This window comes from Anabaena catenula FACHB-362, from assembly GCF_014698735.1.
Lineage (GTDB): Bacteria > Cyanobacteriota > Cyanobacteriia > Cyanobacteriales > Nostocaceae > Anabaena > Anabaena variabilis_A.
In genome coordinates, this window is record NZ_JACJTQ010000064.1 from 1 (window position 1) to 25,849 (window position 25,849).

At 38.6% G+C, this 25,849-nt stretch carries 20 protein-coding genes; 9 read left to right on the plus strand and 11 right to left on the minus strand.

What is annotated here, in order from left to right:
* Positions 1 to 581: 581 nt before the first annotated feature.
* From H6G68_RS24535 to H6G68_RS24555, 5 genes are all read right to left on the minus strand, one after another.
* A complete protein-coding gene (locus H6G68_RS24535) occupies positions 582 to 908 on the minus strand; it encodes a helix-turn-helix domain-containing protein (RefSeq protein ID WP_190908990.1) in 327 nt (108 codons plus the stop codon).
* Entirely contained in the window at positions 905 to 1,279 is a 375-nt protein-coding gene (locus tag H6G68_RS24540) for a type II toxin-antitoxin system RelE/ParE family toxin (protein WP_190908991.1), read from the minus strand. The genes H6G68_RS24535 and H6G68_RS24540 overlap by 4 nt, the downstream gene beginning before the upstream one ends.
* 168 nt (positions 1,280 to 1,447) lie before the next feature.
* Positions 1,448 to 1,891 carry an SRPBCC family protein gene (locus tag H6G68_RS24545; RefSeq protein WP_190908992.1) on the minus strand — a complete coding sequence of 148 codons (444 nt, stop codon included), beginning with the start codon at positions 1,889 to 1,891 and terminating at the stop codon, positions 1,448 to 1,450.
* A gap of 103 nt (positions 1,892 to 1,994) precedes the next feature.
* Positions 1,995 to 3,446 carry a 9,9'-di-cis-zeta-carotene desaturase gene (zds, locus tag H6G68_RS24550; RefSeq protein WP_190908993.1) on the minus strand — a complete coding sequence of 484 codons (1,452 nt, stop codon included), beginning with the start codon at positions 3,444 to 3,446 and terminating at the stop codon, positions 1,995 to 1,997.
* A gap of 360 nt (positions 3,447 to 3,806) precedes the next feature.
* Complete coding sequence (locus H6G68_RS24555; protein WP_016951555.1) at positions 3,807 to 3,974, minus strand: ribbon-helix-helix domain-containing protein; 168 nt, start codon at positions 3,972 to 3,974, stop codon at positions 3,807 to 3,809.
* Between the two features lie 332 nt (positions 3,975 to 4,306).
* Between H6G68_RS24555 and H6G68_RS24560 the strand changes: the two genes are divergently transcribed.
* A complete protein-coding gene (locus tag H6G68_RS24560) occupies positions 4,307 to 4,447 on the plus strand; it encodes a hypothetical protein (protein ID WP_190908994.1) in 141 nt (46 codons plus the stop codon).
* Between the two features lie 127 nt (positions 4,448 to 4,574).
* Here H6G68_RS24560 and H6G68_RS24565 read toward each other — a convergent pair whose 3' ends face one another.
* Complete coding sequence (locus H6G68_RS24565) at positions 4,575 to 6,242, minus strand: DUF6930 domain-containing protein (RefSeq protein ID WP_190908995.1); 1,668 nt, start codon at positions 6,240 to 6,242, stop codon at positions 4,575 to 4,577.
* A 329-nt stretch (positions 6,243 to 6,571) separates the two neighbouring features.
* Here H6G68_RS24565 and H6G68_RS24570 point away from each other — a divergent pair, with 329 nt between their 5' ends.
* From H6G68_RS24570 to H6G68_RS24580, 3 genes are all read left to right on the plus strand, one after another.
* Positions 6,572 to 6,928, plus strand: coding sequence for an iron-sulfur cluster assembly accessory protein (locus H6G68_RS24570; RefSeq protein WP_026104201.1), 357 nt, complete (start codon positions 6,572 to 6,574; stop codon positions 6,926 to 6,928).
* An 85-nt stretch (positions 6,929 to 7,013) separates the two neighbouring features.
* A complete protein-coding gene (locus H6G68_RS24575) occupies positions 7,014 to 7,436 on the plus strand; it encodes a tetratricopeptide repeat protein (RefSeq protein ID WP_071190804.1) in 423 nt (140 codons plus the stop codon).
* A 116-nt stretch (positions 7,437 to 7,552) separates the two neighbouring features.
* Complete coding sequence (locus H6G68_RS24580; protein WP_190716359.1) at positions 7,553 to 7,795, plus strand: hypothetical protein; 243 nt, start codon at positions 7,553 to 7,555, stop codon at positions 7,793 to 7,795.
* A gap of 127 nt (positions 7,796 to 7,922) precedes the next feature.
* Here H6G68_RS24580 and thyD read toward each other — a convergent pair whose 3' ends face one another.
* The 3 genes from thyD to pbpC all read right to left on the minus strand — a co-directional run bounded on the left by thyD (position 7,923) and on the right by pbpC (position 11,560).
* Positions 7,923 to 8,843, minus strand: coding sequence for a thylakoid membrane protein ThyD (thyD, locus tag H6G68_RS24585; protein ID WP_190908996.1), 921 nt, complete (start codon positions 8,841 to 8,843; stop codon positions 7,923 to 7,925).
* A 221-nt stretch (positions 8,844 to 9,064) separates the two neighbouring features.
* Positions 9,065 to 9,214: a hypothetical protein gene (locus H6G68_RS24590; RefSeq protein WP_190716362.1), complete on the minus strand. Its 150-nt coding sequence runs from the start codon at positions 9,212 to 9,214 to the stop codon at positions 9,065 to 9,067.
* 99 nt (positions 9,215 to 9,313) lie between these two features.
* Complete coding sequence (pbpC, locus tag H6G68_RS24595; protein WP_242045382.1) at positions 9,314 to 11,560, minus strand: penicillin-binding protein 1C; 2,247 nt, start codon at positions 11,558 to 11,560, stop codon at positions 9,314 to 9,316.
* Positions 11,561 to 11,886: 326 nt separating this feature from the next.
* Here pbpC and H6G68_RS24600 point away from each other — a divergent pair, with 326 nt between their 5' ends.
* Together H6G68_RS24600 and H6G68_RS24605 are read left to right on the plus strand one after the other, a co-directional pair.
* Positions 11,887 to 17,598 (plus strand): alpha-2-macroglobulin family protein, encoded by a 5,712-nt coding sequence (locus H6G68_RS24600; protein WP_190908997.1) that lies wholly within the window; start codon positions 11,887 to 11,889, stop codon positions 17,596 to 17,598.
* Positions 17,595 to 18,485 (plus strand): nuclease A inhibitor family protein, encoded by an 891-nt coding sequence (locus H6G68_RS24605; RefSeq protein ID WP_190908998.1) that lies wholly within the window; start codon positions 17,595 to 17,597, stop codon positions 18,483 to 18,485. The genes H6G68_RS24600 and H6G68_RS24605 overlap by 4 nt, the downstream gene beginning before the upstream one ends.
* A gap of 187 nt (positions 18,486 to 18,672) precedes the next feature.
* Here the strand turns inward: H6G68_RS24605 and H6G68_RS24610 are convergent, their stop codons facing one another.
* A complete protein-coding gene (locus H6G68_RS24610) occupies positions 18,673 to 19,560 on the minus strand; it encodes a hypothetical protein (protein ID WP_190908999.1) in 888 nt (295 codons plus the stop codon).
* A 484-nt stretch (positions 19,561 to 20,044) separates the two neighbouring features.
* On the opposite strand from H6G68_RS24610, the gene H6G68_RS24615 reads away from it, so the two are divergent.
* The 3 genes from H6G68_RS24615 to H6G68_RS24625 all read left to right on the plus strand — a co-directional run bounded on the left by H6G68_RS24615 (position 20,045) and on the right by H6G68_RS24625 (position 23,630).
* Complete coding sequence (locus H6G68_RS24615) at positions 20,045 to 20,170, plus strand: CopG family transcriptional regulator (RefSeq protein ID WP_190909000.1); 126 nt, start codon at positions 20,045 to 20,047, stop codon at positions 20,168 to 20,170.
* Positions 20,171 to 20,473: 303 nt separating this feature from the next.
* The gene (locus H6G68_RS24620; RefSeq protein WP_190909001.1) at positions 20,474 to 23,059 is read left to right on the plus strand and encodes a GAF domain-containing protein; all 2,586 of its coding nucleotides are present in this window, start codon (positions 20,474 to 20,476) and stop codon (positions 23,057 to 23,059) included.
* Positions 23,060 to 23,348: 289 nt separating this feature from the next.
* Positions 23,349 to 23,630, plus strand: a complete 282-nt coding sequence (locus tag H6G68_RS24625; RefSeq protein WP_127054021.1) for a hypothetical protein — start codon at positions 23,349 to 23,351, stop codon at positions 23,628 to 23,630.
* A 515-nt stretch (positions 23,631 to 24,145) separates the two neighbouring features.
* On the opposite strand, the gene sbcD is transcribed toward H6G68_RS24625, so the two are convergent.
* Complete coding sequence (gene sbcD / locus H6G68_RS24630) at positions 24,146 to 25,423, minus strand: exonuclease subunit SbcD (RefSeq protein WP_190909002.1); 1,278 nt, start codon at positions 25,421 to 25,423, stop codon at positions 24,146 to 24,148.
* Between the last annotated feature and the right edge of the window lie 426 nt (positions 25,424 to 25,849).

The following is a 25,849-nucleotide window of genomic DNA, read 5'->3' on the forward strand; positions in this document are numbered from 1 at the left end:
GTGAGGATTGCTCTGAATATATTCAAATATACTGCCCATAACGTCTTACCAAAAAATACACTTTTATATTCTTATACCATAATTTAATTCTTTTTCGGAGATGTCTATTTTACAATGGAAGAATTGTACGACTTTTTGACCAAACTATTAGAGTCCCAGGATAAGAATAATGAAAACGTGGACGACTATGTAACCCAACTATTACAGAGTATGGGTATTAAGAATAATGAAAACGTGGACTAATAAGGATGCAGGAAAAGAGACCTGTCCAAATTGTAAATCAATTTACGAAGTAAAAATCACGCGCTTTCCATTCAAAGACAAAGATAGCTTTAACTGTCAAGTTTGTGGTTATGAGATGGAGAGTTGGAATGACACAGAAGTTCCAAGTTTTACTCTTGTTAAGCGTGGCCAAACTACTGAATAATGTAACAGGTTTGAAATTCAAAGCATATTTTTTAAACCGCTACAAATCCGTTTAAAAGGCGGCATATTCGTAGAATAACCCAACAACCTAACCAACAACGTTGGGTTTTCTGATTGATTCTACTCAACCTAAAAAACTGATCTATTAATTTACCCTACAGTGTGATTACAGTTTCAATAGATTGAACCGACTCATGACGAGGACGAAGATGTAAAGTGATTTCTGTATCTAGTCGTTTCAGGAAAATCAGAAGTTTACCCTCGCTAAATCTTTGAAATTCTCCGTTCATTAAATGAGATACTTCTGGTTGAGGAATTCCCAAAAGTTGACTAATTTCACGCTGTTTAAGATTTCTTTGTTTGAGGATACGGAGTACCTGAATTCCTATCTTACCCCGCGTCAAAAGTTCATCTGCATTAGAAAAACCAAGATCCGTAAATACATTGCCACTGCTTTCTTCAAAAACATTTTCCTGTATCATTGTTGTTTCTCCCTTGCTACCGCGTCTTTATAGCGTTGTTTAATCAGATCAACATCAACCTGTGGGGTTTTAATTCCCTGTTTTGATTTCTTCTGAAAAGCGTGTAGGACATAAATTTTCTCACTAATCTTTACTACATAGACTGCTCTGTAAGTATCGCTATCATAACGTTTAACGATTTCATACACACCGCTTCCAATCCCCTTAAAAGGCTTGGCATCCATTGGTGTTTCACCTGATTGTACCAATTGCAGCGCATAGCCTACAGAGGCACGCACCTCTTCAGGGAATGAGCGGATATTTTTGAGAGAGTCTCCCATCCAAACAAGAGGTCTTAGAGGAATTTCTATAATATCCTCGTCATTCTCCATTTTATATGAAATTTCCTATAAAAACACTCATACAATAGCATAATATTTACCCTGCCCAATGTTTAAGACAAGTTTTCTTTTCAGGAAGTTTAGTGCAGACTAGCGTTTTTGGTTTACAGAATGTGAAATTAGCAGTAAAAAACTTACTGCCAATTTTCCCTATCTATATCAATCAGCTTTCACATTCAAAGCGTATTCCTTAAACCGCTCCAAATCAGCTTGAATTGTAGACTCCACAACCTTTCCCAAAAACAAATTATCCATGAGTTTACCAAGCAAGCCAGGAATAGCATAGGAAACCGTCATTTTGACAACGCTGCTAGTATGACGATCATAAAAGCGAATTGCGCCCTGATTCGGTAAACCATCAACCGATTCCCATTGAATAATTTGCTTAGGAACCATTTTGAGAATGCGAGATTTCCAGGTAAAATCCCAACCACCTGTACTCAATTTCCAAAGAGAAATCTCAGGATCATCTGGCAAAATTTTCACCGAATCAATCCATTTCATCCACTTAGGCATTTGTTCCAAATCAGACCAGAGGCTCCATACTAAATCAATAGGAACCTCAACTTCCACCTGCACACTATGCTCTAACCATTCAGCCATTAGATTTTAGATTTTAGATTTTAGATTGGTCATGGGTAATTGGTAATAGGTAATTGGTAATTAAATCACGATTCCCTATTCCCGATTCACTGTCACCTATCACCTATTTCTTCACACTTTCCAGAATCACCTTAGCCGCACGTCGTCCAGAAATAGTTGCACCTTCCATACTGTCAATGTAGTCTTGTTGAGTATAACTACCTGCCAAGAAGAAATTAGGTATAGGTGTTTTTTGGTCAGGACGGTACGCATCCATTCCCGGTGCTTCTCTGTACAAAGACTGAGCCAGTTTTACCACACTGTACCAAGTCATGTTTAAATCTCTGGAAGAGGGGAACAGTTCATGGACTTGTTTAAGGACGTGTTGTGCGATCGCTTCATTACTCTGTTTAATAAAAGGATCTCCCGGTGTCAATACCAGTTGCAACAATGAACCCTCACCAGGACGATAATAATCTGCGGGGCTAGTCAAAGCCAAATCCGCAAAACACGAAAAATCAGCATCTGCGGTATATAACAAATTATCTATTCCCACCGCATGATTTAGCTGTTTCCGCTTTTGGTCATCTTCCAGTTCCGTCACCCAACCATCAAACCGTAGCTGCACTGTAGCGACTGGAACAGCATCAAGTTTATAAATATTGTCAAATTCTGACCATTTGCGCCATGCTTGGGGTAAAACGCGCTGAATTCCGGGGACATCACAAGCACAGACATAAGCATCAGCGGTAATAACTTCTTCTGTATCGCCTTGAGCAACTAATATACCAGTAACACGGGTTTCTTCCCCCCCAAGAACATTAGATTCAGCAAACTGAATTTCCCGGACTTGGCGACGGGTATAGATTTTCGTGCCTCTAGCTTCTAAATATTCGACAATCGGTTTGTGTAAATATTCGTGAGGTGAACCCTCCAGCATCCGCAGAATTGAAGCTTCAGTTCTGACAGCAAAAAACTGGAAAATTGTCAACATACAACGGGCAGAAATATTATCGCAATCGATAAAACCAAGAGCGTAAGCGATAGGGTTCCATAGGCGTTTGATGCTGCCTTTACTGCCCCCGTGACTGTAGAACCAGTCGGAAAAGCTGATTTTATCTAACTTGCGGATAGTTTTCATGGCTCCGTCAAAGTCTACCAAACCTTGAACAATCGGGCTAGTTCCCAAAGCGATCGCATTTTGAAATTTATCCTGTAGTGAAAGTTGGGAAGTGGTGAAAAATGCCTTTAACCCATTAAAAGGCGCACCAGTGATAAAACGGAAATCTAAAGCCCCAGTCTGTCCACCTTTATTGATAAAAGTATGACTATGTTCTTTGAGGCGTAAGTTTTCCCCTGCTCCCACCTTCTGCATCAACTCAAACAGATTGTAGTAGCAGCCAAAAAATACGTGCAACCCCATTTCAATATGGTTGCCATCACCATCTACCCAACTGCCAACTTTGCCGCCCACAAATGGACGAGATTCAAAAATTTCGACTTCACAACCTGCATCAGCTAAATCTACTGCGGTTGCCAGCCCAGCTAGTCCCGCACCTACAATTGCAACGCGCATTCCCTCGTTCCTTTATGGCTTACGCCACTCGGCGCTATCAGTTTCTTTACAAATTGTAACTGTGTTAGTGTCGGAATTTGCTACTTACTTGGGAATTGGGAATAGTTGATTGGGAATTGGGAATTGGGAATAGGTGATTGGGTATTAAATTTCGGATGTGGGATTTTGGATTGTATTTAATTACAGCAGTTTGCGTAGTTAGGAGGTACAACATCTAAATTCAAACCTATACACAAAGCCAGTTTTACTCCTGACTCCTGACTCCTGACTCCTGACTCCTGAATTCTGCTGTAAGTCCAATCTCAAATCTCAAATCTACAAATCTCCCCATCTTGAGCGTTTCCCCATCCCCCACCCCCCTTAGCCTTTCTCCTTAGCCTCTTCAGAGAGGGGTAAACCTCTAATCAGTTCTCTAATTACATCAGTAGCGGGTCTACCAGTCTGTTGACAATATTTTTCTAATTTTTCCGCTTCCTGTGTTGCAAGGTTAACAGTTATACGTTTAACGGCCCATTTTTTATTTGTCATGCAATTTGCTGTATATTAATACTGTGAAACTAATCTGGTTGCAAAAGTAAAAAATGATAGTATCAGACTTTGCCTCAGAGAAATAGCAACATCATTAATATCATTCGATTTTTCGTTAAATAATATTCACTTTTTAAAGTATAAATAATCTTGCTAAGTCGGTGGGCATAAATATTTTTTGTCCTGGGGACAAGGTTTTGGCGAAGCAGCCCGGTAAGCTAATGTGCCTTTAAGTTACATAATTCGCAGTCTTAGAAAAACGCTCTTACACGGAGACACAAAGACGCGGTGATGCAGTTTAAATAATGATCAGCTTATTAGGGTCTCCCTAGATGCTACGCGATCGCGCCGCCTTTGGCGATGTAGTCGATACTGTTGGCAAAGGCAGTCTTGGTGGAAGCAGCAGAGAAAAAGGTTTTAAACCAGTTAAAATTTCTTTACATAGTTATCTTTATTTATGCCTTTTTACTTAATTATTGTCTCTGTTTACAAAAAAGAAAGCAGTGAACGCAGTTTAATTTTATTGTAAAAGCCATAGATAAACACTGGGATGCTAAAAAATAGGATAAAAATGTTTATCTGTGGTAATTACACAAATCATTATTCAAATTCCAGTTGGGGCATAAGTTGAAGAGTACCGATTCCTAAATCTTGGGGAGAGAGCGATCGCGCTTCAAACAAAGCCATCATGTCTTTTAACTGCGGATTACCGCGAGAAGCTCCCGTCAGTCCTTTAGCAATAATTAAGGCGCAATAGCCTTGAGTATTTTTACAGCGCTCATTCCATTTTTTCCTAGCTTCGACATGGATGGGATCGTTATCTAAAAATTCCCCAAACAGGAACAACTCATCATTCTCTGTTTGTAACAAACCCAAATCATAGCGATAGTGTTCAGGACGCGTCTGAAGAGGCAGAAGTGAGCCGTAGGAATCCTCAGCCAAAGGATCAGCCCCTGGATTAAAGCAAATAGCTTTCAGTCCCCCAGCCGCTTCAATCTTCTCAATCACAGTTTTCGCCTTAGGACGGGAAGTTTGAACTAAAATCACGGGTAATCCATCACCCAATTGATTGATTTTCTCGACTGGATGGTAATTTACTTCCTTGCGTAAAGAATCTAACATCTCCCAAGTAATCACCCCTAAACTGAGGAAAGAGTCTTCTGGGATCAAGTCATCCCTTAAGGAACGGAACACTGTGGAGTCTTCATCTTCATCGGGGATGTCAAAGCCTGCCATTTCCTCTAATTCGGCTGCCAATTCAGGCATAGTAGAGACAGTCACAGACACTGATTTAGCGTCTTCATCTGGATTGGGTAAAGAAATGCGATAACGTCGGCTGAGAGTGGGAAAATCATCTTCGTACAATTGACGACGGTAATCGCGCATAAAGCGGATTAAACTTTCGAGAGCGACAAAGACAATCAGTGCTTCTTCGTCATACAAAACCGATCGTAATCCTTCCAAGGGGTGAATATTCCCAAAAGTAGGTTCAATTTCCGATATTGGTAAATCGCCTAAATCCTCATCTTCATCCTCATCTTCCTCCTGTTCAAAGGTGAGAAAAAAGCAATCCTGCTTGAGGAAAGCTTCTTCTAAACCCTGAGTTGATTCTTCATCTCTTAAAACATCAGCACGAAATCGCTTGAGAGAATCTTCTGAACGATAGAACAAAATTCCATACTCCATTCCCAGCATTCCCATGACTGAGGTATAGAGTGTTCCTATATCCCACTTATTGATTTCTATTGATAAAATTTGCTGTTCTTCCAGAAATTCCCAAGGAGCCGCTTCCCAAATAGCAAAAGCCTTATCTTGGAGAATTTGTGCATATTGTGGGGGTAAATCGGGAATTTGACTATCGAGAATGTCCGCAAAAGAGCGAAACAGTTCATCAATTAAAGGTAATTCTGGTGAGTAGTCAATGGCAATATCCAAATCTTGCAATACCCCGCGCAGGTAAAATTGAATTTCCCGGTCTCGCACCACAATTCTTTGGGGTCTGGCGGGTTTAGCAGGACTTTGTGGATGCTCCATGGCTCGCATTAAGGTACGAACAATTGCTTCTGGTCCGGGTTCTGGGGATACCACGTCCATACCTCTAACAATTCCTTGGGAGCCATCCACCCAGAGAATACATTCCCCATTAGACTCAGAGTCTCTAGGTTGAGTTTGTGATGATGACAATGGACGACGATCGCCCTCCCATATAGAAGGAATTTGGGTTAATTTCTTCAACCGACGACTGGTAGAGCGATTAAAACTTGTCATAGAGTAAGTTAATCAAAAAAAAGCTATTTAGAAGTAAACTGTGGGGAATGACTAGGATTCGGATCATATTTTCCCTGCTGTATCTAAAGAACGGTTGCTGCTCTGATGGCTCCAAGGCTGGCAAAAGAAAAATACCCCATCTCTAAATACACCGAATCTCTCAATTCTAGAATAAAAATCCTTTTTCTCTGTTGACAAAGTGTTTACTTTTTTAGCGTTTAGAGACATGAATGCAGCTAGAATAGAAGAAAAATAGAAAAAGCAACCCCGAGGCTATTACAAGCCTGTGCCGGGTAACGATGAGATTAAATCAGGAGTTGAAACAGCACATGACACAAGCGACTCAAGCTAAACAACGCGGCATTCTGTTGAGCGAATCAGCATTACACCAGGTAAAATCTCTTCAAGGCAAGCAAGGTCAAGATTTATGTTTACGGGTGGGAGTCCGTCAAGGTGGTTGCTCCGGGATGTCTTACATGATGGATTTTGAGGACAGTAGTAAGATCACCCCTCAGGATGAAGTTTTTGATTATGATGGCTTCAAAATTGTCTGCGACCCCAAGAGCCTACTATACCTGTACGGTTTGATGCTGGATTATAGTGATGCCATGATCGGTGGTGGGTTTCAATTCACTAACCCTAATGCCTCCCAAACCTGCGGTTGCGGCAAGTCATTTGGTGTGTAATATAGTCAATTGTTAGTGGTCAGTCGTCAGTTGTGAAGAACTAATGACCAATGACCAATAACCAATGACCAATAACCAATGACCAATGACTACAACAATTGAAGAACTGTTTGATACAGGTTTAGAACGTTATAAAGCAGGAGAATCAGTAGAATCGCTCATTCCGGTATTTAAAGAAGTGTGCGATCGCTCTCCTAAAACTAGTTCGGCTTGGATTTGTCTGGCTTGGTTATATCTACTCGATAACAAAGCCAACTTAGCTTACAAAGCTGCAAATAAAGCAGTCAAGTTAAATCCACAAGACCCACAGGCCAGGATTAATCTGGCCTTAGCCATGCTGGAAACAGGTCAAAAAGGTCTGCGCGAACACATCGACTTTGCACAACAGTTGATATTTGTCAACCAAGAATGGGAAGATGAAATTAAAAGTAGCATTGCCGATGGTTTAAGCAGAAAACCAGATTGGAAGAGTTTAGAAAAAGTCCAAAAATGGCTATTTGAAAAATAAGTTGTAATTTTTCAGTCGTAATAGTGCCTCCAGTCCCGTTAGGGATACGTAATTCGTAATTCATAATTCATTAGGAATTACGAATTATGAGCAATAATTCTAGAAGCTTATACAAGATGAAAGATAAATTATTAAACTGGCTAAACTTATTATTAGTTGCTGATGTTTTCCTAGTGATTTTAGGTTTTGTTTGGTTTGCTGTCGCGGTTGCTGGTAATGCTTCAGGAATCAACTTGGGTTTAGATTTATGGCATAAACTCTGGATACCTGTATTTAACCCAGCTATCGGCATCCTTATGGGTGGTGCGCTACTGAGTGGCATTACCAGTTGGGTGTCTAAGAAATTGATGAAAAATTAGTTATGGCAGGGAATAGGGAATAGGAAATAGGGAATAGGAAATAGGGAATAGGGAATAATGATTGAATTACCAATTACCCATTACCAATTACCCATTACCAATTACCAATCTAAAATTGAATTACAAATTATTCAAGAATTTGCGTCAGTGCTGCTGGCAAATTGGGATATTTGAACTCAAAACCTGATGTTAAAGTGCGTTTGGGGAGAACTTGCTGACCTTCTAACACTACTACTGCCCCATCTCCTAACATAGCTTCTAAAGCAAAAGACGGCACAGGCAACCAAGAAGGACGATTCATTACCTGTCCCATAGTTGTACTTAACTCTGTCATTCGCACAGGTTTGGGAGCAGTAGCATTATATATACCCTCCATTTCTGGCTTAGTTAAAGCTTGCAGAATTAAGTTAACTATATCGTCTATATGAATCCATGAAAACCATTGCCGACCACTACCAATAGGTCCACCGGCAAAGAGTTTAAAAGGAGTAATCATTTTCCCCAAAGCACCACCATTGCCCAAAACAATCCCAAAGCGCAAAATTACCAATCGCACACCAGCATCTTTCACTTTTTGCGCTTCGGCTTCCCATTCTTGGCAGACTTGAGCCAGAAAATCTCTACCAGAAGGGCTATTTTCATCAAAGGTACCAGTTTCGCTAGTTCCATAGTAGCCAATAGCCGAAGCGTTGACTAACACAGTTGGCTGAGGATTAGCCTTAGCGATAGCTTCCACAATTTTTTGTGTACCGAGTTTGCGGCTATTGAGAATTTTCTGCTTACGTTCTGGTGTCCAACGTTCCTCAGCAATAGGTTCTCCAGCCAAATTCACTACACCATCACAACCAGCAATAGCATCTTGCCAAGCACCAGATACACCCGGTGTATAGGCTAATATTTCTAGATTTGGGAAAGCCTGAGAGGGAAAAACCTTATGGGCAAAGCCAGCATTCCGGCTGAAAACTAGTACTCTATGACCTTCATCTTGTAGCCGTTTTACTAAACGACTACCGACAAATCCTGTTGCTCCAGTAATTGCTACTTTCATTTTTAACTTAGGCTAAATCACTATTGTACAGTTTTGCTTTTTACCTCAATTTAACGGTTTTTCAGCTTGTACAAACGAAGTGTGATTTTTTGCCTGAGAAAAAACTGATAGGACACTGATTATATACTAAAGATGGTTTGGAACTCTACTTTTAAACGCAGAGGCTCGCTGAGGTAAACGCAAAGGTACGCGGAGTCTTTGTTCAAGTTTTCGCTCTCTAATTAACTCGCGTCTTCCCAGTCGCTGAGTAATTCTCGTTCCTGCTTTTTCGCTTTGCTTTTGCGAACTGGCACTTTCGGAGTACCAATATCAACGGACCCAAAAGACTGTTTTGTCTTTTTGGCAGATTTGTTTTCTTGTGTGTTAGTCATGGCTAGATAAATTTGATAAAAACTTCAGTCTTAATTTATAACATCAAGTTTTTGGCAGGAATTTCCGGAAGATAAATTTGGGTTTTTGGGAAAACTTAATCAATTTCCAGAATCTGGGGATTTTGTGGAATGGACTACAGAAAAACCTGACCGGATTGGTTGCTTATTAGCTAACTCAACTTGAAAACTTATCCTATCACTCATCTGGTTACTTCTCGCTTCCAGAGTCCAACTACCAGGGCGTAAATGCCAAAATAAAGCATTAGTTGATTGTGTAGATAACTTCTGACTATTCAGCCACCACTCTATCGGTTGATTCAATGCGCTGGCTAGTTTAAATTCTAATTTTTGCTGTCCTTCTGCACCGGGATTTACTAAAAATAAATCACCATCACGAGGAGATAAAATTCTGAGTTGATTAGCAGCAAAAGAGTTAAATTGTGGTTGTTTCGCTAACCATTCATCATACTCTGGTGGTAAATGGAAGTTTTGCTGATGTTCATAAGCAATTTTATCTTCGGGGGAGAAATATTCTTGTACGACTGAGTGACAATCAGGTGTAGGTTTTAACCCCGAAATAGCACAGATGGGTAATTGCACCATTGCTTCTGGATGTGGAAAATCTGCGGGAGATTGATGTTCGTGCAGGTGTAACATAATCCGGTTCCACAAAGGTGCAGCCCCAGTCACACCAGACACCTGACGCATTGGTTCACCGTTGAAATTGCCTACCCAAGTAGCGACAGTGTAATCTGTAGAAAAGCCCACAGTCCAAGTATCACGATAATTTGAGGAAGTGCCAGTTTTCACAGCTGTAGGGAAGGGCAAATTTAACACCGAGTCTACACCAAAAGCAGTAGCACGGGCATAGCGATCGCGCAAAATATCGATAATTAATTGCCAAGTTGGCTTTTTGCTTGGGGAAAGAGAATTTGGGGTCTGAGGTTCCGTTAATATAGTTACTAATGGTGTACTTTCTCCCAAACGCGCCATAGTTAAATAAGCCCTGGCGAGTTCCCATAAACTCACTTCTCCACTACCCAAAGTCAATCCCAAACCGTAATATTCAACACTTTGATTTAGATGTACAAACCCCAACTCATGCAACCGATTTAAGAAGGTTTGGACACCCACTTTTTCTAACACCTTTACCGCAGGTACATTTAAAGAATTTGCCAAAGCAACTCTTACCCGCACGGGGCCAAGAAAGCTGTTAGTATAATCTGTAGGGCTATATAATTTCGCCCCCGGAATCGCGTAATGAGAAGGGACATCCGCCAAAATAGAATTAGGTTTAATTGCACCTTTTTCTAAAGCTAATTCATACACAAACGGCTTGAGAGTAGAACCTGGTTGACGCAACGCCTGTACTCCATCATTTCTTCCTAATTTTGCTTCATTAAAATAATCAGGCGAACCGACATAAGCTAAAACCTCCCCAGAGTAGTTGTCAATTACCACCGCAGCTGCATCATGGACATTGTTCGCAGCAAGAGAAGAAATAACCTGCTGTACCTGTGCTTCCACAAACTGCTGCAAAGGACGATTTATCGTAGTCTGAATAGGAGAAGATTCCAGTTCCCCTCCTCGGAAGCGAGGAGGGGTTAGGGGTGAGGTATTTTGTGCTAACCAAAACAAAAAATGGGGTGCAGCAATAATTCCGTTTTGACGAGATTGAAAAACAACTTTTTCTGTATATATGCGTTCTGCTTCTAGATGAGAAATATATCCCTCTTGTACCATGCGATTTAAAACATATTTCTGTCTTTTCTTTAATCTTTCCCAATGTGCATAAGGATTAAAATAAGTAGGATTATTAGGAATAGCTGCTAAAAGTGAAGCTTGGGCTAAATTTAAATCACTTGCAGAAATAGAAAAGTAAGTCCGCGCTGCTGCTTCCACACCATAAATATTTCCCCCCATTGGTAAACGATTAATATAAGCAGAGAGAATTTCATCTTTATTCATTCCCGCAGTTAACCGCCACGATAGCCAAATTTCCTGTAACTTTCCCGAAATATTCCGAGGAGAATTATCTAACATCCGCGCTAATTGCATTGTAATTGTGGAAGCACCGGAAACAATTTTTTTCGCATGAATCGCTTCCTTAATAGCTCGAAAAATTGCTTTCAAATCCAACGCCCCATGTTGATAAAAGCTACTATCTTCCGCCGCTAAAATCGCGTTGATAAATTGGGGCGAAATCTGAGTTAATGGGATAATTGCTGTATGTTCTTGGTCATGAGTTAGTATGGTTCCCAATGGTAAACCATGACGATCTGTAAATTCCATTGCTAACTGCTTTTGGGCTATATCTACACTATGAATAGGCGCAAGATAAGGCATTAAGCGCACTATCAAGCAGAAGATAATTACAGCTAAGATGATTTTAATCGGTTTATATCTATGGATATAACGGCAATATGATTTTATCTCACGCAGAGTCGCAGAGACACAGAGAGTGGGAGTTTTGAGGTTACGAGTTTTAAAATTCATAATTTTAAACTTCAATTTAGGTAAAAGGGATTTCGCAAAAAAAATTTAATTAATATTTCTGAAATGTTAAGAATTGTATGGGTTGTTGGGAACCATCACACCAAGTTAGTTATCTATGTACATGAGTAGGCTGGGCATTTCCCCACTATTGATATTATCTATTGAACTTTTTTAAAATGATGGTTAGAAAACTTTTTAAGTTCCTGTTTATTTTCGGTCTTTTATTAGGGATAACTGGCTGTAATTTAATCAGCATCACCCCAGATAAAGAAAAGTTACCAACGGTTACATCTCTTGCACCTCCAAATTTACCAGACTGGATAGAACAAATCAGTCCTTTAGGAGATGCGAAAACTTTCAGTCAAATTCGCATTCGGTTTAAAGAAGCATTAATTCCCGTTGAAAGTCTTGATAGTTCAGAACAGCAGAATTTATTAACTAAATTTGCCCTTTGGCCACCTTTACCTGGACAATTTCGCTTTTTAACACCGCGTATGGTAGGTTTTCAAGCGGATAAAGCTTTACCCAAAGCCACGCGAGTTAAAGTTACTCTCAAAGCTGGGTTAGCAGATTTAAAAAATCATCGTTTAGATCAAGATTTAGCTTGGACTTTTAACACTGAACCCATTAATATCAGCAACTTACCAGGGGTTAACCCTGCTGAAAAAGCGGAGATTGAACCAATTGATTTACAGCCTAAGTTACAATTTACATCCAATATTGAACTAGATTTAGATTCTGTACAACAGCATTTACAGCTAATTCGTCAAGGTAAAAATCAAGGTTTAGGTTTTCAGGTAGAATTAGCCAAATCAGCAGAAACGGAAAATTTAGATTCCTTACAAAAGTTTGATGCTTCTGAACGTAATTGGATTTATAATATTACTCCTCAAAGAGAGCTTAAAAGAGCTAATAATTACAGGTTAGTATTTTTTCCAGGTATACTTCCAGCTTATGGAAATCTTCCCAGTGAGAAAGAGTTTGTTAGTAAGTTAGCGACTTATTCTTCTTTAGCATTTCAGGGAATTAAATCTTATGGACAACCTGACTCAGCAGGAACTTATGGTAGATTTATTAAAGGTAGTCCCCAGCTAGAATTTAATAACGTTTTATTACCAGATTCTGCCAAAGATAATATTAAAATTAATCCGTCACCTAAAGACATTGATAGAGTTCTGCAAATCTATGATCAAGATAGAATTGTTAGTATTAATCCTTATGCTTTAGAACCAGCTACAACTTATACGATTAATATTGGCAGAAATCTGAAAGATAAATTTGGGCAAACATTGGGTAAACCTCTCACAATAAAATATAACACTGGTGACTTAGCTGGCAATATTTCAGTTCCCTCTGATTTAAATATCTTCCCCACAGATAAAGATTTACAATTAAATATTGATACCATCAATTTACCAGAAGCAAAATATAAAGCAGATTATCGAATAATTAAACCAACGGACTTAGTTTATACAAATAATGCTGATGATTTATTGCCAAAACCATCTGAGTGGCAGAGTTTCAAAATAGCAGTTAAGAAAAATCAGTCAGTGACTGTAAATGTTCCCCTTAAAGAAAAATTGGGTGCTAATAAAGGAATGTTAGCTTATGGAGTGCAAGCACGAACTAATAAATATCAAGAAAATAATAAACAATTGTGGAGAGAACCTACGACTTATGGAATGGTGCAATTAACCAATTTAGGTGTATTTAGTCAATGGTTTCCAGCGTCGGGTTTAATTCGTGTTCATCATCTTAGTGATGGTTCACCAGTCAAAGCTGCAAATATTGAAATCTATCAATCAAAATTAAATGAAAAATCGCGCCCTCAACCTGTACCTTGTGCAAATGGTAAAACTGATGAAAATGGAATTTTGAAAATTGGCAATGATCAATTAAAACAATGTTATGATAATCAGGAAAAATTACCGAAATTTTTAGTCATTGCTAGTGAAAATCAAGATTGGGCATTTGCGAGAACTCAAGAATATAGCGGTGCTTATGGTTACGGTATTGATACGGGTTGGGAAGATGGAAAACCGATATCACGAGGGGTAATATTCTCAGATAGAAAGTTATATCAACCAGGAGAAAAAGCTTGGTTTACTGGTTTTGCGAATTTTTTAGAAAATGGGGAAATTCAGGAAGATAAAAATGCACCTTATAAAATAACTTTAGTAAATCCTAACGGAGAAAATACTGATTTAGGTACGCAAACTACAAATAATTTTGGGACATTTTCTCTAGAGATACCAATTCAAAAAAACCTACCTTTAGGCTATTATACTATTCAAGCTAAAGGTAAAAATAAGCGAGAAATATCTGGTGAGTTTCGGGTTGCTGAATTTAAACCCCCGAATTTCAAAGTTGATTTAAAGCTAAATAAAGAATTTGCACTCATTGGTAATAAAGTTGATGCAGATGTAGCTAGTAATTATTTATTTGGTTCACCAGTTGAAGGAGGAGAAGCCAAGTATTTTATTACTCGTCAGCAGACGAATTTTGTTCCTAAAGGTTGGGAGGAATTTAGTTTTGGTAGAAAGTGGTTTTGGCCTGAAGAAAGTCCGAATCTCTCTAGCGATGTTTTACAAACTACTACTCAGCTTGATGCTAATGGTAAAAATAGTCAAACAGTAACGGTAGCGTCAGATTTACCCTATCCCATGACTTACCGAGTAGATGTACAAGTTGCAGATGTTTCTAATTTATCGGTTGCTAATTCTCAAACTTTTACCGCTTTACCTAGTAACAGACTTATTGGATTAAAAAGTAATTTTGTAGCTGATGCTGGTAAAGATTTTCCTATAGAAATTATTGTGACTGACGCAACCGGAAAACCGCTAGAAAATCAACAGGTGCATCTGGAATTACAACAGATGAAATATAACAGCGTCACCCAAGTAGTTGAAGGTAGCAGAACTCCCAAAAATCAAGTTGAATATCAAACAGTTTCTAAAATTGAAGTTACATCTTCTAATAGTTCTCAAACTGTAAATTTAAAACCAACCGAATCAGGTTCATATCGCATTCGGGCTAATTTTAGTGATAGTAACAATGACATCACAGCCACAGATTTACAAATTTGGGTAACAGGAAAAAATCTAGTATTTTGGGGTGAGACAGAAAAAGATAAGTTATCAGTTAAATTAAATAAAAAAGAATTAAAAGTTGGTGAGACTGCTACCGCTTTGATTCAATCTCCCTACCCAGAAGGGGAATTATATTTTGCAGTAATTAAAGATAAACCTCTCTATCAGCAAGTTATTAAAGTTAAAGGAAGTGCGCCACAAATTCAGTTTACAGTTACGCCGGAAATGTTACCCAATGCGGCGGTAGAAGCGGTGTTAGTCAGACAGGGTAAACCACTGAATCAAGTAGAAACAGGAAGTTTAGAAAATTTATCCCGGATTGGTTTTGCACCGTTTAAAGTTAATTTGGCAGATAAATATTTAAAAGTGCAAATTAACCCAGTTGAAAAATCTTTAGAACCTGGAAAAGAAGAAACTCTAGAACTGGAATTAACAGATATTCAAGAAAAGCCAACCCCAGGACAATTTACTGTCATGGTTGTGAATGAAGCAGTGTTACAACTTGCTGGTTATCGTCCTCCAAATTTGGTAGATACTGTTTATGCAGAACAACCAATTTCAATCCGTTTTAGTGATAACCGTCCTGATGTGAGATTAACCCAAACAACTGCAATGTTACCGAAAGGTTGGGGTTATGGTGGTGGTTTATCAAATGCTTTAGCAAATACTCGCATTCGCAAAGATTTTCAAGCATTAGCTTATTACAATGGTTCAGTAATGACTGATGAAAATGGTAAAGCGAAAATCACTTTTAAATTACCAGATGATTTAACAACATGGCGGGTTATGGTTGTTGCTACAGATGGAAATCTGCGCTTTGGGAATGGTGAGGCGACATTTATCACCACAAAGCCATTATTAACTAATGCTATCTTGCCACAATTTGCCCGGTCAGGCGATCGCATTCTTGCAGGTTTATCCGTCACCAACACCACCGCAAACACCGGAAATATAAGCATTAACGGTGAACTTAGCGGTTCTCTCAAGTTCGCAGAAAATAACCCCACAACGAAAACTCTACAAACAGCAGTTGAGTCAGGAACCCAAGCTTATCGTTTCCCAATGGTGGCTGGTAATGTCGGTGAAGGTATGGTTACATTTGCAACAGGGTTAAATAATACCGCAGATGCTTTTACAGTACCTCTGGAAATTAAACCGTTAGCAATTACAGAACAAGTTGTAGAAACTGGTGTTAGCGAAAAACAAGTAAAAATTCCTTTGAATATTGATAAAAATATCTTCCCGCAAACAGGAGGTTTAAATATTCAATTAGCCAGTACTTTAATTCCTGAAATTAAAGCCCCAGCCAAACAAGTTTTAGATGATAATAATTTACCATTTGCAGAACCAGCCGCAAGTCAATTATTAATTGCTGCAAATCTGCAAACTCTCACCCAACAATATAATCAGACATTTGCAGAATTTAATCCCCAACAACAAGCAAACCAAGCCATTGAACAATTACAAAAACTGCAAATAGTAGATGGTGGTTTTGTCGCTTTCCCAGGACAGGACAAATCTGACCCTTGGGTTTCTGCTTACGCCGCAGAATCACTAGTAAAAGCTAATCAAGTTTATCCCGGTTTAGTCGATTCTAGAATTTTATCTCGCCTGAAAACTTATTTACAAAATGTTCTTACCAACCCCGGACAATACGACTTTTGTAAACAAAAACTTTGTAAATCTCAACTACAACTAAATTCTTTAATTGCCCTATCACAATTAGGTGATAAACGTAATAGTTTTCTTTCGGAAATTTATCAACAACGCGATGCTTTTGATGTAAATAGTCAGACAAAATTAGCGCGATATCTATTTCAGTTTCCTGAATGGCAAAATGAAGCGCAAATCATGCGAGTTCAGTTACAAAAGAATATCTATGAAACTGGACGTACAGCAGTTGTTAATTTACCCCGTAGTTGGGGATGGATGAATTCACAAACCACAACACAAGCCCAAGCTTTAAGACTATTTATTGACCAAAAAGCTAATGCCGAAATCCTTGATAAATTATTTCAAAGTCTGCTTAATCTGCGTAGAAATGGCACATGGCAAACAAGTTATAATAATGCCCAAGCCTTAACAGCTTTGGTAGAATATAGTCAACGCCAACCCACACCACCTAATTTTGTAACTACGATAAAATTAGCAGGTAAAAAGTTAGGACAAAATCGCTTTAATGGCTACAAAAATCCTAGCTTTCAGGTAAATGTCCCGATGGATAAATTACCTCTTGGTCGTCATGATTTAGTTTTGCAAAAATCTGGTCAAGGTAATTTACATTATTTAGTCGCTTACAATTATCGCTTGCAAGGAAATCAACCAGGAAGATTTAATGGTTTACGGATAACACGAGAAATTAGTAAAGTCAATTCCGAGAAAGTTATCCAAAAAACGGGAATGTATGCTTTTGATAAACCAATAACTTTACAACCAGGACAAGTCTTTGATATTGGTTTAGAAATAATTACAGATCATGCTGTAGATCATGTAGTGATTAAAGACCCATTACCCGCAGGTTTTGAAGCTGTAGATGATAGCTTTCAAACTGCGACACCGGCATTACAAGCCAAAGCCGATAATTGGCAATTAGGATATAAAACAATCTATAAAGATCGGATTATTTCCTATGCAGATCATCTCGAACCAGGAGTTTACAGTTTACATTATTTAGTCCGTTCTGTGACTCCTGGTACATTCCTTTGGCCTGGTGCAGAAACACATCTGCAATATGCACCAGAGGAATTTGGACGAACTGCGGATATAAAATTAAACATAATAGATGAGGTAATCAAATGAAATCTAGTAACGCTGAATTATTAGCCAAACTTACAGAACTGGCAAGAGACTTAGAGTTTCCTGTGAGTTGTTCGTCTAACCCTATTCACCCTTTTATTTGGGAAATAGAAGCGCAAGGAGAATTAAGTATAGAAAATTTACTTAACAGTGAAACTCCAAATTTCTTGGGTTACAGCGAAGGTGGGAAAATCATGAGAACTGGAGATTTAGAAGAGTATTGGCAGTTTGTTATCTCACAAGCTGAAAATCGTAGTCCAGAAACATTGCAAAATTATCAAACATTAATTGATGTACTACAATCTCATCTTACCAATATAGAATTACTCAAAATTCGGACATTACACGACCCAAAAGATAGCTTTGATATTATTGTGGGAATGACCAAATCCGGGGAGTGGATAGGAATTTCTCCGAATATTCCTACAGATGCTGAAGACTGCGACCAAATGGGGATATATAATACAGAACAAATTTTTTTAACTGCATATCAACCACAAAACGAAATTACAGTTAATTTACTCAATAGATTACAACCAATTTTACAAGATTTAGAATTTTACGAACCAGAAATTTTTGGTTTTTATACAGATAAAGGTTGGACGGTGAGAGTAGGTACAACCAGAGAAGTGATGATTCATAGTTTATTAGAAGCAGTTGGTTTTGCGAGAACTTTTCCTGTGTGTAAACTTTTCCATGAAGAGGAATATGATGAAGAAGAAGTGGAAGACGCTAAAGTTTATCTAGTTTTAGATGAATTTTTGGCAGAAAATATTACCAATTTACGTACTTATATGTTTGGTATGACGGTTTCCTATGTTTTTTATATAATTGGTCAAACTCCCTCTGGTGACTGGGCTGGTGTAACTTCATTAGCAGCTTGGGCTTAATTATAAACTTATACAGCAGGGAATAGGGAATAGGGAATAGGATAGGACTTACGCACTATACAAATTAGACATCATTTGTATCAACCGAAATTAGTTATTTCTGGCATATTAATTAGTAGGGTGGGCATTGCCCACCTACCCTGATTGTGAAGATGCAAGATGTGAGATTACCTACGGGACAAAAGCCCTACTGTACAATCTGATTCCGACAGTATTCTTGAGTTGGTGTCACAGAAACAACTTCCACCTCTACAGGTTTTTCTGGCATTGGGTTAATAATAAACTCACTCGCACCCGCATGAGGTTTTTGCTGATTTCCCCAATCATATGTATAGCCTAAACCTGACCAAGGATAATATTCTTTGTTGGCATTGGTGTAAGAATTGGTGTATATTGCCTTGACTACAGGACTGCTTTCAGGAATAGGTAAAGGCAACAGATTACAACTAGAATCGTTAATTTCCGAATCAATACATGGTCTGCTTAAATCTTCCGCTTTTACCCACATTTCTACAAAATGGGATTTAGTAGAATATTTATTTAAAATCAAACCCAAATACTGTTGTAGCCTCAATGAAAGTTCAATATTATCAGGAATATTGCTATCAACACCTTGATATTGCTGACAAAATTGTTTAACTTGTGGGACTGCTGTAAACCAAGTTTGATAGGGTAGAAGTTTTTTTGCCCCTACTGGCCAATCTACACTTGGATTATTCACATATTTCCAAGTTGACATTAAATATTCAATTTTTCCATTATTTTCTCTCCATTTAACTTGGGGATTATTTGGAGATAATGCCCACAAATCATTAACTAATTCCTCTGTTACTGGCTGTTTGGCATCTTCGATACTTTCTGCCAATGTTTTTGTCAAAATGTTATAAGTTTCTGGTTGATATTGCAAGAGATAATCATAGACATTTTGAGAAACTTCTAATTGGGCTAATTGCGCCTTTAATATCGGTGTACTACTACTAGTGATTTCTTCAGCTAATACCCGATTTTGCCATCCGAAAACAAAAATAGCACAACAGAGTAAGCCCACACACAATTGATGCAGCCAATTTTTCATGGTAAACAACTTGGTTATTTTTCTGGTTGATGAAAGTCAATTCAAATCCAGATTTTATATTTATTTTTAAGTAAGCAACCTTAGTATTTATTTTTTGTAATATAAGATTTATGTATAAAGAAAAACTAAAATTACGTAATTCTTAGTAAAGTAATTATAATTGCATTGCGCCAATTCTGTAGCAAATTACTAAAAACAAGTTAAATTTTACACATTTATAGTTCTAATTTTAAACCTATTTGCCCCAGAACTTCCCCTGCTAACCCTGGATATACCATTTAGCAAAGCTGCGTTATGGTTTTCAAGATGTATGAATTTCTCTAATCTTAGTTTTTTGAAGTGATTGATACCAATTTTGAATTTTATATTAGTAATACTTATAATTAGACTATTTGAGCTATTTGCAGTAGTATAATCTATTCCTCCTTTGCAGAATTACAAGATCCACTAAAATTTATATACCTCAGCTAATGGTATCTTCAATATGCCTAAACCTGAAATCTACCTCACATTTAGATTGACACAACCAGAGAATAATGTACTCCTAGCGTATTGTGAACAAACTGCAAGAAATCAAACAGATGTGTTGCACGAATTGGTGCGGGGATGAAAACGTCAAATCAAAATAACAAATAAAGAGGTTTAAAAGCCGCTTATATTCCTATATAATGATTGGTAAACCTTCCGGCTTTTATATCTGGCATTGGCAACTATGGGAGTAGTTTTTAACTCTAATGTGAATTGTGAATTGTTCAGCCTCTCTATTGCACAGGATCACCCTGGCTAAATAATCCTTAATAAAGGGGGTATACTTTCAAGCAATGATACTTAGACCCAAAACCTAACATAAATTAAGTTTAATAGCACAGTTGATCATTCGTAAATTCTAAATCCTACTATATCAAATAAAGTTATGTCAGTACACCAACCAAATGCTGAAGAGACCACGGATTTGATTATTGGTGTTCAAAACCAAGAAACCTATGAGTTACAAACAGACTCTTCACCTGTAGTCAGTCTATCCAAAAGAAAAGGAACTATTTCTCAGTTTCTAGCTCCCCTGACTCAAGACAGTTTTAAACAAGTAGTTCAGGAAGTTGAGCATAAATTACGGATTGTCAATGAAACCTTATCCATGTTGGATTATCAGGGTTTTGAAACAATCTTACAGGAAATGTTGCATTCAATTACCTTGAAAACAGGAGAATTATTAGGAGCAGACCGGACAACAATATTTTTATTAGATGAAGAAAACCAAGAACTCTGGTCTACTTTAGCCGAAGGTCAAGGTAAGCGGCTTTTAGAGATTAGGATTCCATCTAACAAAGGTATTGCGGGGGAAGTTGCGACTTTAAAGCAAGTAATCAATATCCCCTTTGATTTTTATAATGATACACGGTCAATATTTGCTCAAGAGCAAGACAAAAGAAATGGCTATCGCACCTATACAATGTTGGCTTTACCTCTGTTAAATGAAGACGGACAATTAGTAGCGGTAGTACAATTATTAAATAAATTAAAATACCTACATAATCCCAATGATCCCCTTTCAGATCGCATTGATACCAAGGGGTTTACTGAAGCTGATGAAAAATTGTTTCAAGATTTTGCCCCTTCCATTCGCCTGATTTTAGAGTCATCGCGCTCTTTTTATATTGCTACTCAAAAACAAAGGGCAGTAGCAGCACTGATGAAGGCGATCAAGTCTCTGAGTCAAAGTAGTCTTGATTTAGAAGATACCCTGAAACGGGTAATGGATGAAGCGAAAGAACTCATGAATGCAGATCGCAGTACACTGTGGTTAATAGACCGGGATCACCATGAATTATGGACGAAAATTCATCAGGGTAATGGTGTAACCAAAGAATTGCGAGTACCCATAGGTAGAGGCTTTGCTGGCATCGTTGCTGCATCTGGCAAAAAGTTAAATATTCCCTTTGACTTGTATGAGCATCCAGATTCAGAAACAGCCCAAAAAATGGATCAGCAAAATGGCTATCGTACCTGTAGTTTGCTGTGTATGCCAGTCTTTAATAGCGATAAAGAATTGATTGGTGTTACTCAATTAGTAAATAAAAAGAAAACAGGAGATTTTCCTGCTTATGATCCTGCTAATTGGCCTGTAGCTCCTGACTGCTTCCAAGCTAGTTTTGATCATAATGATGAAGAGTTCATGGAAGCTTTTAATATTCAGGCAGGTGTAGCACTGCAAAATGCTCAGTTGTTTGCCAAAATCAAACAGCAAGAACAAATGCAACGGGATATTCTCCGCAGTCTTTCTAATGGTGTCATTTCCTCAGATAAAGCCGGATATATTATCACTGCCAATGAAAGTGCTAAACGGTTGCTAGGGTTTAATAATGACGAACGTTTAGAAGGCAAACTGGTTAGTGATGTTGTGCATATTAAAGAGGGCGATTTTAGTAAGTGGTTTGCAGATGCTTTATACGCAAATCATTTAAAAACTAGTCAGCAATATTACCCGGATCGCACACTGCTGACGACCAGCGAAGAGCAGCATAGTATCAATTTATCACTCAACACCATTGCTGATGCCAGCGACGAAAATCAAGTCTGCGGCGCACTAGTAGTCATGGACGATATCAGTGATGAAAAGCGGCTCAAAAGCACTATGTACCGTTACATGACTCAGGAATTGGCAGAAGAACTGCTGAAATTAGATGACGCTAAATTAGGAGGCGATCGCAAAGAAGTTACTATTTTATTCTCAGATATTCGTGGCTACACCACCCTCACAGAAAATATGGAAGCTGAAGAAGTGGTGGGTATGCTCAATGAATATTTTGAATCAATGGTAGAAGCTGTCTTCAAACATAAAGGCACTCTGGATAAATATATTGGCGATGCCATTATGGCCGTATTTGGTTCACCCCTACCTTTAGAGCAACACGCTCGGATGGCAGTGCAAACATCTTTAGAAATGCGGACTCGCTTACAGCAATTAAATATAGATCGTCTCGCAGCTAATAAAGCCCATATCAAAATAGGCATCGGCATTAATTCTGATACCGTGATTAGTGGTAATATCGGCTCTAGTAAGCGGATGGAATTTACCGCTATTGGTGATGGTGTAAATCTTGGTTCTCGATTAGAAAGCGTTAGTAAACAGTACGGTTGCGATATTATTATCAGCGACAATACATATCGACTCTGCCAAGAAGACGTTTGGGCTAGGGAACTCGATTACATTCGCGTGAAGGGGCGAAATGAACCTGTAGCCATCTATGAGTTAATTGGGTTACGTTCTGATGCCATCGATAATACCAAACTAGAAGTAATTGAGCATTATCATAAAGGGCGTGAGTATTATCTGAATCGTCAGTTCATCCAAGCTCAAGCGGAATTTGTTAAAGCCTTATCCGCTGATAACAATGACAAAGCTGCAATGTTATACATAAGCCGTTGTCAGCATTGGTTACAATCACCCCCATCAGATGCAACTTGGGATGATGGGGTATGGACGTTTAAAGAAAAATAAGCTTTACCATACTCCTACGGGGAAGCAAGCTACAAATTAAACCAAAAGCCTACGTCATCAGCTTTTAAAATTTTGTGAAAGTGACCTGCTGTCGGCACGTTTTTGAATTTTGAATTCACGGATGTACTAGTACTTACAGTTCATATCGCACACAAACAAAGTCCGCGTAGGCTAACTCAAAGAATGTAAAATTTTAAGCAGAAAAACCCAACTTTCCAAAACAGTGTCATACTTAACAGTATCACAAGACTGTGTTTATCCAACTGCCACGTTTAAACGTGTATAACCAATGCAAGCTACTTCAACTTCAATTCTAGAGTTTGAGCAATTATTTAGACAAAAATTAAAACTAAATAATTGCAGGCTGATCAAGAAAAGACAAGAGAATAATTATGAAATAACTACTCCAGCTAAAGACATTTTTTTGATGACTTGGTGCGAATTTCCAGAAATTAACTTGGTATATCAGAATGTAGGTATACGCACAGCACAGACTGTGGTTTATGAACGGGCTATCCGCTCTCATATTAGTTCCTGCCTCACAAGTATCAAAAATACTCCTAATAATTGAGAACATTTTTGGTGAATTTACATCTTGTACCAGTTGTAAAAACTGGATTTATGGCGATGTATTAGACCGGAAATCATTTATTTTTCGTGTAAAAATCTGGTCAATCAGGTCTTATTGAGAATGGTGCAAGATATCAGTAAAACAACTAGACTCTCAGAATATTTACTTAAATTAGTGAGCAATCTCCCACCATAAGAAAAAGAAAGAGAGAAAAGACCCAAATAGATATGATATCAAATCCGGATAATCACTTATTATTAAAATCTCTCCGCGTTCCCGTGTCTGTGCGTCAGCCCTAATGATAAGTCTATCTCTAAGGATACGCTAAAGCGAACAAACGGACTTGATATGATGGGTTAGATCAATAACTAGAGCAAGTTGGTAAGCATTAAGCCGTCAGCTGATACCTAACGGCAGTCTTCACCAACTGCTTTTGTTTATATTTGGTGTTTGTTTTTCCTTAACTGCGGTTAATGATCATTTTTTAGCAATCATGTCAAATGTCTAAATGATGTCTAAATATTCTCAACAACTGACTCTAGCCAAATTTCCCCATCATCTCCTAATAACTTATGTGCTGCCTCTAGCATAGATGCAGCGATGTCTTTGAGGTCTTCTCGATTATCCAAATAAGTTTTTAGCGCGTCCATTGGATCAATGCTGCTACTAGCGCTTAATTCCGGAATCCGGGGTTTAGCTAACTGACTAACTAACTCTGGTTGAATTGTATATGTATGCGCTGCACCTAAAGCACTATGGACAGAAGAGTTATCAATTAAATCCAATTGTTCAGAACGCAGTTTGTAAATTAGCCTGACTACAGCATCTTGAATATTATATTTAGCGTTAGCGGAGCTTAACGAAGTTATCGCTTTCAACAAAACCGCCTGCGGATCATCAGCCTTAGATAAATCTACCTCAATCGTGCGGAATACTCGTACAGGTAAAGAGCAAAATTCCCAATTCACTTTTCCCCGTTCCAATTCCACCATCACATAACCTTTATCTTCTTTCTCTTCGCTAAAATCCACTCGTTCAATACTTCCAGGATAAATCACCGGCGGGTCATTGGATTTGTTTAAATTTTGGTGTTTGTGAACGTGACCCAAAGCCACATAATCAAAACAAGGGCGCGTCAGCAAAGAGAGAGGTAAAGTAAAACCTTTACCCACAGCTAACAAACGTTCAGCCCCCAAAGTGGCATTATCAGCCATCAAATGCGCTAAAAGCACCGTGGGTACATCCGGGTCAAGGCGGCGAATTTCCCCTTCTAAAACCACTTGTAGCCGTTCTGTTAACAGTTGATTAACATCAGCCATAGATAAACCCGCTGTTTCTTGACGAGTCATCAAAGTAGAACGGGTTAACCAAGGGAGAGTAATTATTTGCACCTTCCCGTTACGGGTTTCGATGCTGTGGGTAGTCAAAGTATCACCCACCACAAACCCTGGTACACCCAAAGTCCGGTAAATATTTAAACTTGCGCCACCCACTCCTTGGGAATGTTGGTCATGATTCCCCACCAACAGCACTGTCGGGATATCAGCATCGACAAGGCGACGAAATTGACTAGCAAAAGCTTCTTGTACATAAGGTGGTGGCGTAGCATCAGGAAAAGCATCACCGCCAAAGATCACCAAATCTACATTGTCTGTTAACGCTTGATCAATACATAAGGATAAAGTCTTGACAAAATCCTCTAATCGTGTATTTAATCCTGTTGCCGAATTGATGCGTCCGTGGGAAAAACCGCTCCCCATGTGGATATCTGAAAGGTGGAGAATTTTAATCATGTTGGTGAGTTTGAATTTTCTTTAAACGAACCACGAAGACACGTTCACGTTCGCGAAGCGTGGCGTTAGCCATAGTGTCCCGTAGGGATAGGACACGAAGATAAGAGAGTTTGAGAGATATTTTCCATAGGTCTTATAATAACGAAACACTCCAGACACAGAGAGAAGATGTTTTAATTATGAATTTTACTTATGATATAAAAGCGCCAGAAGGCCACCTCCCAACACCTCGAGTCTATCAAAATTGGGCTTCGACGATGTGGTATGAGGAGGTGGCGAAAGGTTTGAGGCTCTTCTCTCGCGTCGAGACTTGTAGATTAGACATCTCCGGAAATAGCTAAAGTGTTACTGCCACTGCTTTTAAAAGTGAGATGCCCCAATGCAAAGGTAGCTGGCTGGTACGCTAAAATAAGCGTTAGAGATGCC